This window comes from Anaeromassilibacillus sp. An250 (genome assembly GCF_002159845.1).
GTDB lineage: Bacteria > Bacillota > Clostridia > Oscillospirales > Acutalibacteraceae > Anaeromassilibacillus > Anaeromassilibacillus stercoravium.
Genome location: NZ_NFJK01000006.1, coordinates 147,823 through 163,500, shown reverse-complemented (window position 1 = coordinate 163,500; position 15,678 = coordinate 147,823). Strand labels below are relative to the sequence as shown.

The window sequence follows — 15,678 nt, the reverse complement described above, 5'->3', positions numbered from 1 at the left end:
AGCAGCGGAATGAGTGAGCTTTCCCGCTTGCGGGGAAGCGAAGGATATGGAGCTTGCGCCGACGAGTTTCGGGGCGGTTTGTGGGGCTTTTGTAGGCTGTATGCCGGTTTTCCCATGCCGGGGGTATTCGGGTATGGCTGCGGCCTTTTCTGTGGCTCTGGCGGCGTTCTGCTCCAAAACGGCAAAGACAGCGGCGCGGTCAAAGTCGTCGCCCAGCTTCCGGGCGGTAATGGGCTTCGTCCTGTCCGGCGTGAGGTAGGAAAGCCGCCCACGGCTCTCCTTAACGCTCACGCCCTCCCGCAGCAGCAGAGAGGAAAATTCGTCAAAGCTGGCGGCGGTGGCAAGGGCTTTCCGTATGGTCTGCCGCAGCTTCTCCTTGTTCGTTTCAAACTTGGTCTGCCGGGGCGTGATACCGCCTGCAATCATGGGGGCGTTCTGCTTGTCCAGCGCGGCCTGTCCCTTTTTCTGCGCCCAATACTCCCGGTCTGTGACGCGGTTCTTGCTGCCGTTCAAGAGGTCGATTTGGTAAAGCCCCTCCCGGTGGCACATCTCCATGACTTCGGACTTGAAGTAGCGCAAGGCTGCGTCGGTACAGCGGTGCTTGCAACCGGCCTTTGTATCGGCTGGCCTGTCCATATAGGGCAGGAACGGCACTTCCTCTATCCGCAGCGAATTGATAACGATATGCACATGAATGTTGCCGCTGTGGTTATGCCCGTCCGGGTGGGTGCATACAAGGGCTTGGTGGCCGGGGAAATGCTCTTTACAGAATTGCTCCCCCAATGCCTGCGCCCGGTCTACGGTCAAGCCATTGTCCGGGCCGTCCCGTGGGTCAAAGCTGATGATATAGTGGTGGCTTTTTACATCTTCCCGCTGCTGGTTCTTTCCGTATCGGAGATTTGCCCGCATACACGCAACGGCAAAATCCTCCCCGTCGCAGTTCAGTGTGGACAGCCGGTAGTCCTCGCGGGGGATAAGCCTGCCGGTTTCATCAAGGACGGGCTTCATGGTAAACTCGTCATGCTCAAAAAGCAGGTATTGCTCGGCGGCTCCGTAGTCGGCATTTTTAGAGTTGATATGCTTGAGTGTTGCCAACCGCGTCACCTACTTTCTTGAGGACTTCATACTTGAGGGCGGCAAGGTCGGCTATGGCAGCGCGCACCTCGCCGGACAGCGCATTGTAAGGTGCGCCGTACTCGTTCAGATACCGGGCAATCTGATTGAGATTGCCGCCGATCCTGCCGTACTCGGCGGCCAGCTTTCCAACAGCGGAAAGCAGTTCATCATTGACCGCTGACACATGGATAACGGGGCGTATGGTCGTGCGCCGTATCGCCTGCCGGAGAAATTCCGACTGGCTGATACCATAGGGCGCAAGCCGCGCTGTGAAGTCGGCGTATTCATCTTCGGACAGCCGGGTTTTCACAACGCGGCTGCGGTGGGGTGTGTTGTATTTCTTTCGCATGGTCGTGACCTCCTTTCTTGCCGCATGAGCGCGGCGGGGATAAGCGGCGCAAGCCGCATAGCAGGGTTTGGGGAAGGCACTCCCCAACAAGTTTCCCGCGAGGGGCAAAACCGCAGAATTGCGGATTTTGGCACCGTGGTAGAAACTTGCTCTCCGTGACTGCAAACTTCCTCTCACTTCCGTCCGCCACTTTTTCGGAAAATCGCAACCAGAAAAATTCATTTCTCCTTTGCCTACTACTCGTTCATCAAGAGCCGGTTTTGGCAAGCTGCTTTTCTTTTTCTGCTACTAATAATCCGGCAAAGGACATTCCTGCCCGTTTTCGCTAAAATGGCGACAGACACCGAACTTCCTACCTGATGCCGGAGAAAGCCTTTTTCACTCTCTGTAATACAAAAAAACGAGAATTGGCAACCGGGCAGACAGAAAATTTTCCTGTTCACTCTTAACACCACCGCCTTGCCTGTTCTGCCAAAAATGGGCGCAAAAAAACACCACGGATTTCAAAAAATCTGTGGTGTTGCCGCTTGGTCGATATTCAATTTATATCAGCAGAAAACAGTAATTTATATCTGAATACTTTTAACAAATGTAATTGATTCGGGTGTTGCATTTAGTGATTCGTAATATTTGTGTTTTGCAAGAATACTATGCAATTTCCCCCTATAATGTGGTTCGCATATTTCTTTTGCGATGGCAAGCGACCTTTTGGCTTCATCAGTCCTTCCGTGATGTAAAGAAATTATGATGTTCGCAACAGCTAATCTAAATTCACTGTTTACAAATGCTCTTGAAAACTCATCAGTTGCTAAATAACAAGAGTAATAATCTTCCAGTTCGGCTGAGTAACAAAAGGAATCTATATGCAGTTTCACCCATAAAAGATCTTTGGACAGTTCATTTACATATTCTTCTCGGTTTAATTCAAGGGCATCTTTCGCTAACAAATAGGATTCGTAAGCCTTTCGATAATTTCTTGCTTTTTCATAGATATGTCCTATATACAAATAAGAGGTGTATGTGGAAAACCAGCCATCTTCAAAGTTTTCAAGTCCATATTGTATTAACTTAACAGCCTGTTCAGCATATTCATCGGAGAATTGAATGGCTGTTGTATAACAATGTTGGCGTTTTAGAAGATTGCCTCGAACTCGTTTTAACAACTTTCCATATTCAAGAAAATCTTCATCGGTCATTCCGTGCTTGATGATTTTTTGTTCAAATTCATCTATTTTACTCATTCCATCACCTCACGAACTTCAAATTACATAAAATATTAATTGTAGCACTTGCGGGGTATTTCATAGTGCTTTTTCTACATTTATTCCCATCATGGTCGGGAGCGACAGCATTTTAGGATGTTGCTCCCTTGATTTCCTGTCAGCAAAGGCGGGCGGGGCTGTCAACGGCGGGCACAGCCCGTTCATCTTGACCGTTGACTGGCTCGGCTGGCTTTGCTATTTCCCCGACAAACGGGAATTGTCGTATCATAAAACGGAGTATCTTATTTTGTCATTTAACATCAAGTTTATACGCTATTCGCACTTGATTGCAATACGCATGGAATATCCTGTCCGCCTCGCTGTCCGTATCCATCCCACCCATATGTGACTCCAAATATTTCTTTACGATTTTGGGAAGGGTAGGTAGCCAAGTCCCGCCCATTTCTGAAAGGATCAATTCCATCCGCTTCTTCCCCGAGGCTCCATGTACACCGGATATAAATGGAAAATATGTGTGGGATATATCGTAGTGGCGAATCGGTTCTCCAAACAGTTTCCCACACGACTCGTAAAGCTGTATAAAATCATCCAGTGAACGCATCGCGTCCATCTCGGGTAGCAGACCGTTTACGATACTGCTTTTTAACGCTTCAAATTGGGGGAGAAACTGGCGCTGGTAATATTTTTCTTTCAGCACATCGTCCTCCGTATACCAGTAATCGATAGAACACCAACGAAACCCTCTATATGGGTTCTCATACTTTGCGCCGTTCGGCCCATCCGAGCCAAAGCTCACGATGGGCCGCGCATCAAACACTGGGCGATAGCTTACCCAGGGGCGCAGCTTACTGACCTCGACCTTGAAATAAAATTCCTGCAGCAGGCCGCCGCGCTCTCTGATATATGCGGTCGGGCCGCACAAGACAAATCCATATTCGTATAGGATAGGTCGCAGTTCCTTGCGGATCAATTCCCGCTGCGCCTTTTTGAAATCAAATTTTCCGCCTTCCATTTTGTTTTATTCCATCCTCTTTATCTTGCCAACTTCCGATTTGTCGCTTCGTTTATTCTTCCGTTTTGCGGCGGATTACCTTTTTCATTCCCGGCAAGAAGCTAAATTGGTTTACATTCTTTTGCGCCGTTTATAGAGCAGCAGCCCATTGACCGCAAGCCATACCAGCAGATAGGCCGCAGATACCCCGGCAATCGTCCAATAGGTGCGCTTCTGTCTGGTTTCGTAGGTCTGTGCGGTTTCGTCTGCGCCGATGGTGATGTAGCCGTCCTCATCAGGGATGGACAGAACACGGCGCTCTATCGGCTCGTCCGCTTCCAAAATACTCTGTGCGGTGCTTTCCACAGAGCCAGACTCGTACTTGTACTGATAGCCGCTCCCGTCCTCTGCCCGATAGCGCACGATGTAAACGGTCGTGGTGGGGTGGTTGCGCTTCTGCCGCCCGGTAGCGTGGTTCTCTCTCTGTACGGGATAAACTTCCTCCGGCACAAAGGTATGAACACCCATGTCCTCATAGGCTGACGCAGGCCGGATAGAGGACAGGTTCCGCAAGCTGAAATAAAGGCATAGCACCGCCCCGATCAGCAGCATAATTCCGACGGCAAAAGCGATAGATTTTAACTTTGCCATGCACTCACCTCCGTTTCTTTCTCACCGATAAATGGGAATTGTTAATCTTCTTCATATACATAGTCTTTGAAATAGTCCGTTTTATCTTGATAGTCTAACCATAACTCAAACCATCCCAAAAAATCCTGTCGTTCACAACAAGGCTGAACGCCTACATCCGAGAAATTCCAAACTTCTCCGCGGCATTTTCCACTAACAATCAAGTTATAGCAATCACAGTCACCAAAATCTATCAATTCGATTTCGCCCTGAAAAACCTTTGTTTGCATTTCCTCTCGAATTACATCATTATCGCGATCATCATCTTCCCAAATCCAAGCTTCTTCAAGCATAAAGGGATGGGACAAATCTCTTTGCTCTAAATTTTCTAATCTGTTCAAATGAAAATCCGCACAATCGCAACCATTTCCCACAGATTTTAAAAACATACGATATGCTTGTGGCAACTGAATATTACAGCTTTTTTCAAACGCTTTAATTTGACTTTCCGAAGGGCATTCTCCCATTTTGATATTTTTTTCAATAACTTTTTTCTGAATACGAGCAATTACATCTTCATAATCCTTTGGCTCATAAATAGGCATATAATCATTCCCTCTAAATTAGGATTTAACTATCTAATCCTCAAAAACCATTGATTTTTCAAGGCTTCACGCCTGTTTTTCATTCAAACCTTATCTGTTTGCCCTTGTTTTTGCCCTTACGAGCCGAAACAAGGGCAACTTTTTATTCCCCGCCGACCACCTTATCCAGCAGCCTTGCGGAAGTACGCTTTGCTTCCCTTGTAGAGTGAGCGTAGATGTTCATTGTGGTACTGACATCGGAGTGTCCGAGAAGTTCCTGCACATCTTTCGGCTTTGCGCCGCCGGAAAGCAGATTGCTTGTGTAGGTGTGGCGGAGCGTGTGGAAATGGAAATCCTCAAGCCCTTTCACTTTCTTCTTTGCTGCTCTGCACATAATCCCTACCGTACTCGGCGCTTCATACGCCCCGTCTGCCCTCAGGCAGACAAAGGAGATTTCCTTGTAGTCCTCCGGGACTTCCTCTGTCCTTTGCAGGTTGTAAACCTCATAATAGGTGCGCCCTTTTTCCTTTACTTCTTTGTAGTAGTTCAGGTGATAAAGCTCCCCGTAGCGGAAACGGTTTTTGCGTTGTTCTGTTCTCGCCGCCCGCAGGATTGCCGCCAGCGTGTCGCAGAAATCAACGGTGCGGACTTTGCTCCGCTTTGTCGTTCCCACTTCGGTTGTGTGCCTTGTTCCGTTATAGCGCATACTGCGGCGTACCGTGAGATATTGTTCCTCAAGGTTAATATCCTGCCAAGTCAAGCCGCATACTTCCCCGATACGAAGCCCCGTGTAGTACGCTATCTGCACAGGCAGCAAAGCGGGATTATCTTTTGCCTTGAGAAATTCCTCCAGCTTTTGGAACTGTTCATGGGTGATAGTAGGAATACTGGCGGTATCTTCCTTGCTGTCCGAGAAAATATCCGTTTCCTGCTTCCTGCCCCTTAGCTTCACATACTGCATAGGGTTAAAAGTAATCAGTTTTTTCGGGAATACCGCAAAGCGGAAGGAATTTTGCAGCACCGCCGAGAACAGGAGCATATACCCTTTGCTCATGGGCTTTGAAGTTGTCCCGTCCGGGTTTGTCCCACCGTAGCTCAGAAAATCAATAAATGCCTGCAAATGGTCGGCGGTCACGGTTTTCAGCTTGCGTTTGCCAATGGGATATTGCTTGATACGGTTGACCGTTCCCTGATAGGACATGACCGTCCCGTTGCTTAAGTTGCCGGGTTTCAGTTCTTCCTCTACCCACATATCCAGCATATCGCCTACCGTGATGTTTTCCGCTTTCCCGACAAACTGCTTTTCCTCGTAGTCCGCTATCGCTTTGCGGAGCATGGCTTCTGTTTCTGCCTTGCTCTCTGTGCCTGCAAACTCTTTCTGCACTTTTCTGCCGCTTTCATCTTCAATGTAAAAGCGTCCGTACCACTTTTTGCCTTTCTTTCTTACAGAACCTTTTGCCATAGATAAAAAACTCCTTTCTATCCGTGGCAATCGGGACTGTGACATATGGTGTGCGTAAAGTAATTGTGTCACTTCTGCCAGTGGAAGTCAACTGGCGTCTTTACTTGTCAAGGTGCCACGGAATTTTCTTTTTCGGAAAGCCTTTCTTCGGCTTCCTCCACTATCCCGAAAAGTGCGCCCATCGACATTCTTGTGCGCCCCTCATCGTGGATATGTAAAATCCCGTCTAAAAACCGTTTCATATCCTCAATCGGTACTTCCATCTTCTTGCGGTATACCTGTTCCATGATTGCCCCGGACTCTATGGCGTACCGTCCAAGAGACTCTTTCAGCCCTTTGTCCTCCGCCACACGGTCAACTTCCTCCATAGCATCAGCAAAGTAGCAGGTCATAACCGTATACAGGTCAACCATCTTGCCGAGAAATGTCGTGAGAAGCTGCTGGTGCGGCTCGCCCTTTACTGTATAGGAAACTGTGTCCAGATATTTCCTGATGTGTTCCTCAATATCCCGCTGGCAAAGAGTATAGGTGTCATATTCCTTATCATCGGAAAGACCTGTCAGCCATTCGGGAGTTGTGAGCAACGCTTCCGCAAGACCGTTGATAACCATTGTGCGCTTCGGATCAACTCCGTCCGCTTCATACCGCTGAATGGTGGATTTGTTCACGCCTACACGCCTGCCAAGTTCCGGCATGGTAATGTTTAACTCTGTGCGGCGTTCCTTAATCCTCCTACCGACCTGTTTTGCGGTGAATGTGGTTTCTTTTTTCAAGGTGTTCACCTCCTGACTGGTATCAGTATAACACGCCGATACTTATTTTGCAACCTTTATCTCAATGAAAGTTGTAAATAAACTATGAATGGTTGCAAAATAGGTTGACAAGAGATGGCAGAATAAGTATAATGATAAAACAGTAGTTGCAAAATGAGTATTCTAAAAGGAGGTTGATAGAATGAGCGCAGTCAAAATGGGACTTACCATAGAGGAAGCCGCAGAATGTACGGGTATCGGCAGGAACACCATGCGGAAGCTGGTGGAATGGGGAAAGCTGCCCGTCCTCAAAGTGGGGCGCAAGACCATTATCCGCAGGGACACGCTGGAACGGTTTCTGACGGTCAATCAGGGAAGAAATCTTCTGAAGCCCGATGATGTCCGCAGAGTGGAATGACCATCCATTCTCTTTTCGGAAAGTAACCCTAAGCCCTCGGCGTTTGAGAGCGAAATACACCCCTCGCACAAATCTTCGATTTGTACTCCGGGTATTTCGCCCTTGCAGGGGGCTTCCGTATCAACCGCCTGCGGCGTATGATACGGGGCTGTCACCGCTGCCGCAGCGACAGCCACAACCGTAAACGGTTGCAAAAAAAGGACGCACCTTGACAACAGAAAACGGAGATGATGTATGCCGAGACACAGTTTTATCCAGATGTCAAAACTGCCCAATGTCAAAGGGCGAATATCGTATATTACAAGCCATGCAAGGCAGGAAAATCTCTATGCCACCTACCGCACCGCCGACAGCACCTTTTGGAGCAACCTTGCAAGGGAAAGCCAGCAGGAGTTTCAGCGCAGCGGCACAGAGGGCAAATGTATCGAAGCAAGGGAACTGATTATCGCCTTGCCCGAAATCTATACGCAATACGAGCCGCAGCAGGTACTCACGGACTTTACAGAGGAGTTCCGCAGGCGGTACGGTGTGGAGTGCGTGTCCGCCCTCCACCACAACAAGCGCAAGACAAATTATCATATCCATCTGATTTTCAGCGAGAGGAGGTTGCTCCCCGAACCTGATGTAAAGGTTGCTTCCCGCAGCGTGTTCTTTGACGAGACTGGAAAGCGTGTCCGCACCAAAAAGGAAATCACGGGGGAGGACGGGCAGATACGGAAAGGCTGTACCGTCATCAAAAAAGGCGAGGTATACGAAAGCCATCTGTTTACTACCAAAGATACACGCTTTAAAATTAAACAATTAAATATTGTATTGCGTTGAAAAGATAGCCTACAATAATAATACCAGCAGCACATATTCCAATGAAAATACCAAGCAGTTTCGGTTTGACCGCCTTGCGAAGCATAATCATTGAAGGGAGCGAAAGCGTAGTAACGCCCATCATAAAGGAAAGGACAACGCCGAGCAAAGCACCTTTTGCAAGCAGGGCTTCTGCAATCGGAATTGTACCGAAAATATCCGCATACATCGGAATACCGACTATCGTAGCAAGAATTACGCCAAACGGATTATTTTCGCCAAGTGCTTTGACAATAAATTCTTCAGGAATCCAGTTGTGAATGAAAGCACCAATGCCCACGCCGATCAGAACATAAGGAGCAACCTTTTTAGCGGTTTCAACAACCTGTTCCCACGCAAATTTCATACGGTCTTTGAAATGCAGTTCCTCCTGCGGAACATCAATCGAGTGACCGTTTCGGATATATTCTTCCACTTGATTATCGAGGTGCAACTTTTCAATTAGCGTTCCGCCAGCCACAGCGATTACTAAACCGAATATTACATATAAAACAGCAACTTTCCAGCCGAAAATACTCATCAGTAAGACAAGGCTTCCGAGGTCAACCATCGGCGAAGAAATCAAAAAGGAGAATGTAACTCCAAGTGGTAAGCCTGCGCTTGTAAATCCGATAAACAGCGGAATAGAGGAACACGAGCAAAACGGTGTTACCGTACCGAGCAGAGCTGCGATGATATTCGCCCATATGCCGTGAAATCTGCCGAGTATCTTTTTTGCTCTTTCGGGCGGGAAATAACTTTGAATATACGAGATAATCAAAATCAAAACGCCAAGCAGTACCATAATTTTTATGGTATCATAGATGAAAAACTGAATACTCGCTCCTATTTTGCCCGTGGTATCTAAACCGCAAGCGTTCAAAATTGTTTCAATGAGACGATTCAGCCAGTTCATACCGAGGACTTCATTTTGAAAAAAGTCCCAAATTGTTTTTAGTGCCTCCATAAAAAGCTCCTTTCATATAGTCATATTGAAATATGTCGATTTAATATTCCGAATATAAGTCGTGCGGAAAAGCATTCAAATAAACTTCCTCACTTTTCACAGCACGACTTATTTTCGCTTTCAACATCAAGTGTTGTCAACTGCCGCAAACATTCTTTTGCCTGTTCCACACCTTTTTCTGAAATAGAATAGTGTGTCCATTTTCCCTCTTTGCGCCCGACAACTATTTCCGAGTCACAAAGAATTTTCATATAGTGGGAAAGCGTAGGCTGTGTGACATTGATTTCTTCCAACAGCTTGCAGGCGCATTTTTCACCTGAACGCAGCAGTTTTATAATCCTAATGCGATTTTCATTACAAAACGCTTTGAAAATTGCCGCAATTCTTTTTTCATCCATCTCTCTCAATCACCTCCTATAGATAAATGTCTATGTGTTATTATATGCAACACATAGAAAAATGTCAATATATTTTTTTGATTTAAGTGAAACAGCGGTAGGAAAACTAAATCCTACCGCTGTCTTCTTATGCAAAGATGATTTCTTTTTCCACAATCTCCTTTGCACACGCCCGTATGTTATTCATTCTCTGTGTCCATTCCAAAGCGTTTTCCGCCTTTAACTGCTCCGTAATACCCTGCACCCGTTTCATCTGCTCTGTGAGCCTTTCCATGCGTTCCTGCGCCTGCCTGTCGATGTCAGCAAGGTAATTGTTCAGTCTGCCGCTTGTGAACAAGGTTATGTAGGTGGCTCGGCGGTATTCTTTCAGATACCGCAAGTGCCGCTGTCCCCACAAACCAATAGGCTGTTCTTTTTCGGCTGGTAAGATAAGACATGGGATATAATAATCTCCTTGCAGTTCATACCACAGACCATTTTTATCATCGTAAATGTACTTGTCCATTGAAAAATCCTCCGTTATAATATATTCGCACATACATCACAGTTCTCCGATTGCCACACTTTGTTATATCTTGTTATGAGATTTTCTTGCCCTTGTATTTGCCCTTATGAGCAATGAGGGAAAGAGTAAACTTGTGTGTAACCGTATAAAGAGATAAGGCAGACACATTGCGATAAATCCTTTATTTTCAAGGCTTTTGGAGGATTTTATTAAAACACTGTAACCTCTGTTGAGAGGTCATAATTTACTGATATTCAAATTCCGATTTATCGCTCATTCCTATGTTTCATTTTAGCACCCTCGGAATGATATTTCCACCAGTCAGCCACAAAATATTTTACGGAACAGTGGGGTAGCTGTCTGTTCTCTTATTTGTGTTACTTTATGGCACATGAGCATTGGAGGCAGGGTTGTCCTGCCCGTAACCTTCCAGGAGGTTGATGCCGCCCCACACGCACAGGCCGCCGCCCAGCGCAATCACCAGGGTCTGCAATACGTCGATAGCGTTAGTGAAAAAATCCATAAATCATATTTCCTTTCTTCGTTGTAGAATTGTTATTGAAGGTCCGTTGCTGTCAATTCGTACATCTCGAAAGGCTCATCCGGCTTTACGATGGCCGGTTTGCGTTTCATGTACCGTTCCATATCAAAGAGGTACTTCTTGTCGGCGTCGGCGGTGTATTTGTAATTCGGATGCTTTGTCAGGTCGTACTTGTCCGAGAGGAACGGGCGCACACCCCGCAGCATGAAGATACACTTGCCTCCGTCCATCACTGCCAATTCGTCTTGTGTCATCAGCTCTTTGCCACAATGTCAAGTGATGAATTCAAAAATGGGCAAAAAAATAACCCTCCTTGGTAAAAAGGAAGGTTATTTCTTGCAATAACAATTTATAATCTGCTTAGTTATGATAAAATCTCATTAAAAGCAATGTCGGGATTACCGAATTACTCTCATGTATAAATCTATTTTGATTCAAGTAAAATTTTAGCAATTTCCTTTTGCGGACAAAGTACGACTTGTGTTTTAACACCAAGGAAGTAATAAATTGCGGCGCATTTATTTACAAATTTTTTATCAGAACTAAATAATTTATCAGCTTTTGTCGCATATATAGCATGCGTCACATCGTGAATTCCAGAAATAGTTGTTGCTTCTTCTTTATCAGCATTGTAACCGCTGATATTAAGCACGCGAAATAGTATTTCCACCACAAATTCTAAGGCTTTATGTGATTTTTTCAGCTCATCATACATGCCACGCTGTATTTGCAAATCCTCAGGCAGAATCTTATTTATGCCTAACATTGCAAGACTAATAGTGTCAACGTTAAAATTGTGACGGTTAATAATTTGAGGCATATTTCTATTAAGTTCCTCAAGACAATTGATAATTTCCTTATGATCCCAAATTTTATCATATGTGAGAGTAGATATGGATTGAAAATGTTTATCTTGTTTGCAAAGTTCTTGATAATGCCCTTTATCTATTTGATACTTATATTTACCATCAGATTCCATTCGTTGAGTTGTATCAATTCCAGCAACTCGTTTATAGCAATCTGATGGCTTTTCCCTTTTATTATTATTTGTGTGTCAGATGGCAGACATTCCATATCATCAGTGAATTTTGAAATTTGTTCAAAGATACGCTGTATATTTTGCTGATATTTACTTCCATTCTTAACAAATGCAGTATACACCTCCTCAATATGCGCTGGGCTATACAAAAATTGAACAGAATCAGATTTTAATGTTTCAACCGCTTGGCCTATTGACTCATCATTTAGCGAGTAAATATAAATATTATGGTCCAAATAGAATCTCATCGACACATACCTTTCACATTTACTATTGCTTATTAGTTAGATAGTTATTTCCCCCACAAAATTATAAACAATCCTGACTTCCTGCACCTTCTGCCCATCAACTTTCTCAACTTCACCTACCAGGATACGGTTGATTAGCCGGTTCAGCACCGTTTCATCCAGTTCCTGAATGGTGGCATACTGCCGAATTTCCCGGATAAAGGTACGGACTTCGCTTTCCTGAGCATCAGACTGCTGAAGCATTCGCATCAGTTCCTGCAACCGGCTCTGATTTTCTTCCTGCTCCTGCTCCATAGCGGTGGTCAACTTCATAAACCGCTGCTCAGAGAGCACACCCTTGGCCTTGTCCGTGTAAAGACTCAGGAACATATCGTCAATTTCCCGGTTCCTGGCTTCCAGGCGTTCACGCTCTTTCTGCATCTCGGAAGCATCCGCCATATACCGGCGCTCCATCCGGCTGCTCAACCGCTGATAAAAGGCATCTGCATCTTTGAACGCCATCGCTGCCAGTTCCTGAATGTCCTTCAGGACAAGATTATACAAATCCCTGGCTTCGATCTTGTGACTGGTGCAGGCGTTTTTACCCAGCCGGTTGTAGGTCTGGCAGATATAATACGCCTTGTCAATCGGTTCCCGCATCTCGCCGGTAAAGCGGTTTTTGCCAGTTCTGCCGACCTTTTCATACCGTACCTGCATGGATTTCCCACAGGTGGCGCAGTAGATAATGCCGTGGAACAAGTTGTAGAAGGGGCAAGCATTTCCTTTAATAATAGGTGGCCTGCGATCTACGATTGCCTGTACCTGCTCCCATTCCTCCGGTGTCACAATTGCTTCATGACAGCCCTCAATGATTTCCCAGTCCTCACGGGGAATAATGTCATAGGTGTTGGAGCGAATCCCTTTCTGGTGTGTCCGGCAAACCAGATGAGCGCCCTTATAAAAGGGATTACGCAGGATATGGCTGATTCTTGCGCCGCCCCACGCATAGTAGTTGACATCGCAGGCGGTATTTCCTTTTACTCTGGTGATGGGAACCTTGTCCTCCATCAGCTGCTTGACAATCCGCATACAACCCCAGCCATCCAGTGCCAGGTCATAGATTTTGCGAATCACCGGCGCAGTTTCCGGGTCAAGGATCAAATGCCCCCGATCCTCCGGGTCACGCATTAGCCCCAGGGGAGGCTGTCCGCCGCAGAACTTTCCCTGTCGGGAACGGGTCATACGCCCCGCCAGCACTTTCTTGGAAATATCCCGGCTATACATATCGTTTAGGATATTCTTGAAGGGCGTGATGTCCATTTCCTGATGGGTCAAACTATCCACGCCATCCGTAATGGCGATATAGCGGACATTGTGTTTGGGGAAGAAGATTTCAATATAACTGCCGGCTTCAATATAATTTCTTCCCAGTCTGGACAGGTCTTTGGTAATGACACAACCGATTTTACCGGCCTCAATATCGGCAATCATACGCTGAAAAGCTGGGCGATTGAAATTACGGCCTGTGTAACCGTCGTCCACATAATACTCATACTGGAACATCCCGTTTTTCTCGGCAAAGTCCCGAAGCATGATTTTTTGATTGCTGATACTCATGCTCTCGTTATCGCCGCCATCCTCCAGAGAAATACGGCAATAGAGGGCTGTGATTTTCTGATTGACTTGTTTTTTCCTGCTCATAGTAATCTCCTTCTATGAACAGGGACACGATATATATATTATACCATGCCCCTGTTTTTTCTTCAACCAAATCCCTCAGCTTGCCTTGCGTTCCAGTCCCTCAGCTTGCCTTGCGTTCCAGCCATTCTTCAAAGTGTTCGTAGGTTTGCCGTTCAATGAGCTGTTCAAAGGCTTCCTGCATGGTTTTATCACCTGAAAACTCCCGTACCACGATAAACTTTACTTTTTTGCTCTGCTTGTTTTCTTGCTTTTGGTTTTTCTCCATAGGCTACCTCCATAGATCAGAAAAGCCAGACAAAGGGTATCGGCAACAAAGTCCGGCAACGGACTCCGAAAAACCTGCAACCTATCGTCTGGCCATCGTTTCTTACTTTTCAAATTTTCTTGTGAAATCTCGTTGCTTTCGTTGTCAGAGAACAGATACCCACCAAAAAGCCTTGCTTTACGGGCTTTTGTCGTGCTCATACTCCCGCTTTTGTAGCAACAAAGTCAGCAACCAGCCGACAACCAACCGGGCAACAGGCCCTGTAAATCAGGCAATCCACTCCTTTGGCAGCTCCAGCTGACGGACTTCTTCCTCGCTCAGCTCCACAAATCCGTCTTCGTTGTCGGGCACTTCGTTGCCGGAAATCTCTCGTTCCCAGCCACGCTGCCGCCCATATCCAGCAAACATCCTGGGATTGGAGAAAGGCTTCCAGCCCGTCACCATTGTGTTCATGATCTCGTTGATGTTGTGCAACTGCCAACGCTTCGGCTCCTCAAAGGCGTGTCCCAACGCTTCCTTGAACAGCTGCTTAGAGCAGACTACATTGCCGGTGTAATGTTCCAGGAAGCCCTGAATCTGCCCGGCCTCAGTATCCTCCGGCATGAAGTCCTTCTGAACCTCCACCAGCTGCCTCTGAATCTCCTTTGGAAACTTCATGGAATATTCGCCGCTGCGGTAAATGGTCATAGCCTCGGCCCACACCTGCAACAGATATTCTCTGGAAACAGTTTCATCCTCCAGAATGTGAACCTCCGCCTTCTCCGGGTAAATCATCACTGGCAGGAACCGGCGGTTTCCGGCCCGGTCAAGGGGCAGAAAGTCCAGCGTGTTGGAGGAACCACCGAACACACACTGCCGCAGACGGTCTTTGGGCTGGGTTTCTTAGGGGGTGCGGTAGGTTTCCTTTTGGCGGCTGATAAAGGAGCGAATTTCCTCGATGCTCTTGGCGTTACTGGTGGCCAGCATCTCCGACATCTCGATGATCCAGTGGCCTTGCAGCTTGGCAAACACCTTGTCATCATCCAGCTTTTTTAGGTCATCAGAGAACCACTCATCCTGTATAGCCAGGAAGCGAAAGAAGGTAGACTTTCCGGCTCCCTGGCCACCCACCAGACAGAGCAGCTCCTCATACTTGGAACCTGGATGGAACACCCGGCGGATGGCTCCCAACAGGAAGTGCTTGAGCATTTCTTCCACATAGTCGCTCTCGTCCGCCCCAAGAAAATGGTGCAGGCAGGAGCATATCCGGGGTATACCGTCCCAAGTCAGACTGTTCAGCACATCCTGAATAGGGTGATAGCAGTTTTCGTTTGCCACGATGGAGAGCGCCGCCATCAGCTTCTTTTCACTGGTCAAACCGTAGTTCTGCTCAAAGTAAAGGAGCAGATATTTGACATCGGTATCGGTCAAGGCGCTGGTGCTTCTGCGCCAGCCCAAATCCCGCACAATGTCCACACGGTCGGTCAGCAGATTTAGCCGGATTGCGCCGCGTAAAAGCGGGTCACGGACAAACACCGTGCGGCAATTTCCAATGGTGTTGGCCGGTTCTCCTTTTTCTGTTGTAGAAAGGCTTTCCCGCACTTCATCAATGGTCAATTCCACGCTTTCGGCCTGCTGGGTTGCAGGCACTAAACTCTGCGATTCGCTGTTCAATGTTTCTCACCTCCTCA

Annotated in this window: 17 protein-coding genes and 3 pseudogenes; 2 read left to right on the top strand and 18 right to left on the bottom strand. The window is 46.8% G+C overall.

Annotated features, from left to right (window positions below):
• The 8 genes from B5F54_RS07575 to B5F54_RS07535 all read right to left on the bottom strand — a co-directional run.
• Positions 1–1,095 (bottom strand): relaxase/mobilization nuclease domain-containing protein (locus B5F54_RS07575; protein ID WP_242969659.1); only part of this gene is annotated, 1,095 nt, incomplete at its 3' end.
• Positions 1,067–1,465 carry a plasmid mobilization protein gene (locus B5F54_RS07570; protein ID WP_009259638.1) on the bottom strand — a complete coding sequence of 133 codons (399 nt, stop codon included), beginning with the start codon at positions 1,463–1,465 and terminating at the stop codon, positions 1,067–1,069. The genes B5F54_RS07570 and B5F54_RS07575, both read right to left, overlap by 29 nt.
• Before the next feature lie 566 nt (positions 1,466–2,031).
• The gene (locus B5F54_RS07565; protein WP_072854003.1) at positions 2,032–2,706 is read right to left on the bottom strand and encodes a hypothetical protein; all 675 of its coding nucleotides are present in this window, start codon (positions 2,704–2,706) and stop codon (positions 2,032–2,034) included.
• A gap of 271 nt (positions 2,707–2,977) precedes the next feature.
• Entirely contained in the window at positions 2,978–3,700 is a 723-nt protein-coding gene (locus B5F54_RS17595) for a hypothetical protein (protein ID WP_143185511.1), read from the bottom strand.
• A gap of 111 nt (positions 3,701–3,811) precedes the next feature.
• Positions 3,812–4,330 carry a hypothetical protein gene (locus B5F54_RS07550; RefSeq protein WP_072853689.1) on the bottom strand — a complete coding sequence of 173 codons (519 nt, stop codon included), beginning with the start codon at positions 4,328–4,330 and terminating at the stop codon, positions 3,812–3,814.
• Between the two features lie 41 nt (positions 4,331–4,371).
• Positions 4,372–4,914 carry an SMI1/KNR4 family protein gene (locus tag B5F54_RS07545; RefSeq protein ID WP_072853687.1) on the bottom strand — a complete coding sequence of 181 codons (543 nt, stop codon included), beginning with the start codon at positions 4,912–4,914 and terminating at the stop codon, positions 4,372–4,374.
• Positions 4,915–5,056: 142 nt separating this feature from the next.
• Positions 5,057–6,355: a tyrosine-type recombinase/integrase gene (locus B5F54_RS07540; protein ID WP_087232619.1), complete on the bottom strand. Its 1,299-nt coding sequence runs from the start codon at positions 6,353–6,355 to the stop codon at positions 5,057–5,059.
• A gap of 107 nt (positions 6,356–6,462) precedes the next feature.
• Positions 6,463–7,137 carry a helix-turn-helix domain-containing protein gene (locus B5F54_RS07535; RefSeq protein ID WP_225363674.1) on the bottom strand — a complete coding sequence of 225 codons (675 nt, stop codon included), beginning with the start codon at positions 7,135–7,137 and terminating at the stop codon, positions 6,463–6,465.
• A 172-nt stretch (positions 7,138–7,309) separates the two neighbouring features.
• Between B5F54_RS07535 and B5F54_RS07530 the strand changes: the two genes are divergently transcribed.
• Together B5F54_RS07530 and B5F54_RS07525 are read left to right on the top strand one after the other, a co-directional pair.
• On the top strand, positions 7,310–7,525 hold the full coding sequence (locus B5F54_RS07530; protein ID WP_002586623.1) for a helix-turn-helix domain-containing protein: 216 nt from the start codon (positions 7,310–7,312) through the stop codon (positions 7,523–7,525).
• Between the two features lie 234 nt (positions 7,526–7,759).
• Positions 7,760–8,347 (top strand): MobA/MobL family protein, encoded by a 588-nt coding sequence (locus B5F54_RS07525; RefSeq protein ID WP_442856113.1) that lies wholly within the window; start codon positions 7,760–7,762, stop codon positions 8,345–8,347.
• On the opposite strand, the gene B5F54_RS07520 is transcribed toward B5F54_RS07525, so the two are convergent.
• From B5F54_RS07520 to B5F54_RS07480, 10 genes and pseudogenes are all read right to left on the bottom strand, one after another.
• Positions 8,319–9,332, bottom strand: coding sequence for a permease (locus B5F54_RS07520; RefSeq protein ID WP_087232616.1), 1,014 nt, complete (start codon positions 9,330–9,332; stop codon positions 8,319–8,321). The genes B5F54_RS07525 and B5F54_RS07520 overlap by 29 nt on opposite strands.
• Positions 9,333–9,421: 89 nt before the next feature.
• A complete protein-coding gene (locus B5F54_RS07515) occupies positions 9,422–9,730 on the bottom strand; it encodes an ArsR/SmtB family transcription factor (RefSeq protein WP_087232613.1) in 309 nt (102 codons plus the stop codon).
• Positions 9,731–9,857: 127 nt separating this feature from the next.
• Complete coding sequence (locus B5F54_RS07510; protein WP_002586617.1) at positions 9,858–10,235, bottom strand: TnpV protein; 378 nt, start codon at positions 10,233–10,235, stop codon at positions 9,858–9,860.
• Between the two features lie 394 nt (positions 10,236–10,629).
• Positions 10,630–10,758, bottom strand: a pseudogene (locus B5F54_RS07505) (Maff2 family mobile element protein); the annotation flags it as partial.
• Positions 10,759–10,790: 32 nt separating this feature from the next.
• A pseudogene (locus B5F54_RS07500) lies at positions 10,791–11,042 on the bottom strand (VirD4-like conjugal transfer protein, CD1115 family); the annotation flags it as partial.
• A gap of 158 nt (positions 11,043–11,200) precedes the next feature.
• Complete coding sequence (locus tag B5F54_RS07495) at positions 11,201–11,755, bottom strand: hypothetical protein (protein ID WP_140400341.1); 555 nt, start codon at positions 11,753–11,755, stop codon at positions 11,201–11,203.
• Positions 11,722–12,051 carry a hypothetical protein gene (locus tag B5F54_RS07490; RefSeq protein ID WP_140400340.1) on the bottom strand — a complete coding sequence of 110 codons (330 nt, stop codon included), beginning with the start codon at positions 12,049–12,051 and terminating at the stop codon, positions 11,722–11,724. Before B5F54_RS07490 ends, B5F54_RS07495 begins: the two co-directional genes overlap by 34 nt.
• A gap of 48 nt (positions 12,052–12,099) precedes the next feature.
• Entirely contained in the window at positions 12,100–13,743 is a 1,644-nt protein-coding gene (locus tag B5F54_RS07485; RefSeq protein WP_087232601.1) for a recombinase family protein, read from the bottom strand.
• 100 nt (positions 13,744–13,843) lie between these two features.
• Positions 13,844–14,008 (bottom strand): hypothetical protein, encoded by a 165-nt coding sequence (locus B5F54_RS17590; protein ID WP_164488723.1) that lies wholly within the window; start codon positions 14,006–14,008, stop codon positions 13,844–13,846.
• 267 nt (positions 14,009–14,275) lie between these two features.
• Positions 14,276–15,610, bottom strand: a pseudogene (locus B5F54_RS07480) (VapE domain-containing protein).
• Positions 15,611–15,678 lie beyond the last annotated feature (68 nt).

What these genes read in the sequence shown, in the direction of transcription:
- B5F54_RS07565 (WP_072854003.1), bottom strand. Translation starts at nt 2,706, where the DNA reads ATGAGTAAAATAGATGAATTTGAACAAAAAATCATCAAGCACGGAATG.
- B5F54_RS07510 (WP_002586617.1), bottom strand. Translation starts at nt 10,235, where the DNA reads ATGGACAAGTACATTTACGATGATAAAAATGGTCTGTGGTATGAACTG.
- B5F54_RS07530 (WP_002586623.1), top strand. Translation starts at nt 7,310, where the DNA reads ATGAGCGCAGTCAAAATGGGACTTACCATAGAGGAAGCCGCAGAATGT.
- B5F54_RS07495 (WP_140400341.1), bottom strand. Translation starts at nt 11,755, where the DNA reads ATGGAATCTGATGGTAAATATAAGTATCAAATAGATAAAGGGCATTAT.
- B5F54_RS07545 (WP_072853687.1), bottom strand. Translation starts at nt 4,914, where the DNA reads ATGCCTATTTATGAGCCAAAGGATTATGAAGATGTAATTGCTCGTATT.
- B5F54_RS07550 (WP_072853689.1), bottom strand. Translation starts at nt 4,330, where the DNA reads ATGGCAAAGTTAAAATCTATCGCTTTTGCCGTCGGAATTATGCTGCTG.
- B5F54_RS17595 (WP_143185511.1), bottom strand. Translation starts at nt 3,700, where the DNA reads ATGGAAGGCGGAAAATTTGATTTCAAAAAGGCGCAGCGGGAATTGATC.
- B5F54_RS07520 (WP_087232616.1), bottom strand. Translation starts at nt 9,332, where the DNA reads ATGGAGGCACTAAAAACAATTTGGGACTTTTTTCAAAATGAAGTCCTC.
- B5F54_RS07540 (WP_087232619.1), bottom strand. Translation starts at nt 6,355, where the DNA reads ATGGCAAAAGGTTCTGTAAGAAAGAAAGGCAAAAAGTGGTACGGACGC.
- B5F54_RS07570 (WP_009259638.1), bottom strand. Translation starts at nt 1,465, where the DNA reads ATGCGAAAGAAATACAACACACCCCACCGCAGCCGCGTTGTGAAAACC.
- B5F54_RS17590 (WP_164488723.1), bottom strand. Translation starts at nt 14,008, where the DNA reads ATGGAGAAAAACCAAAAGCAAGAAAACAAGCAGAGCAAAAAAGTAAAG.
- B5F54_RS07515 (WP_087232613.1), bottom strand. Translation starts at nt 9,730, where the DNA reads ATGGATGAAAAAAGAATTGCGGCAATTTTCAAAGCGTTTTGTAATGAA.
- B5F54_RS07485 (WP_087232601.1), bottom strand. Translation starts at nt 13,743, where the DNA reads ATGAGCAGGAAAAAACAAGTCAATCAGAAAATCACAGCCCTCTATTGC.
- B5F54_RS07525 (WP_442856113.1), top strand. Translation starts at nt 7,760, where the DNA reads ATGCCGAGACACAGTTTTATCCAGATGTCAAAACTGCCCAATGTCAAA.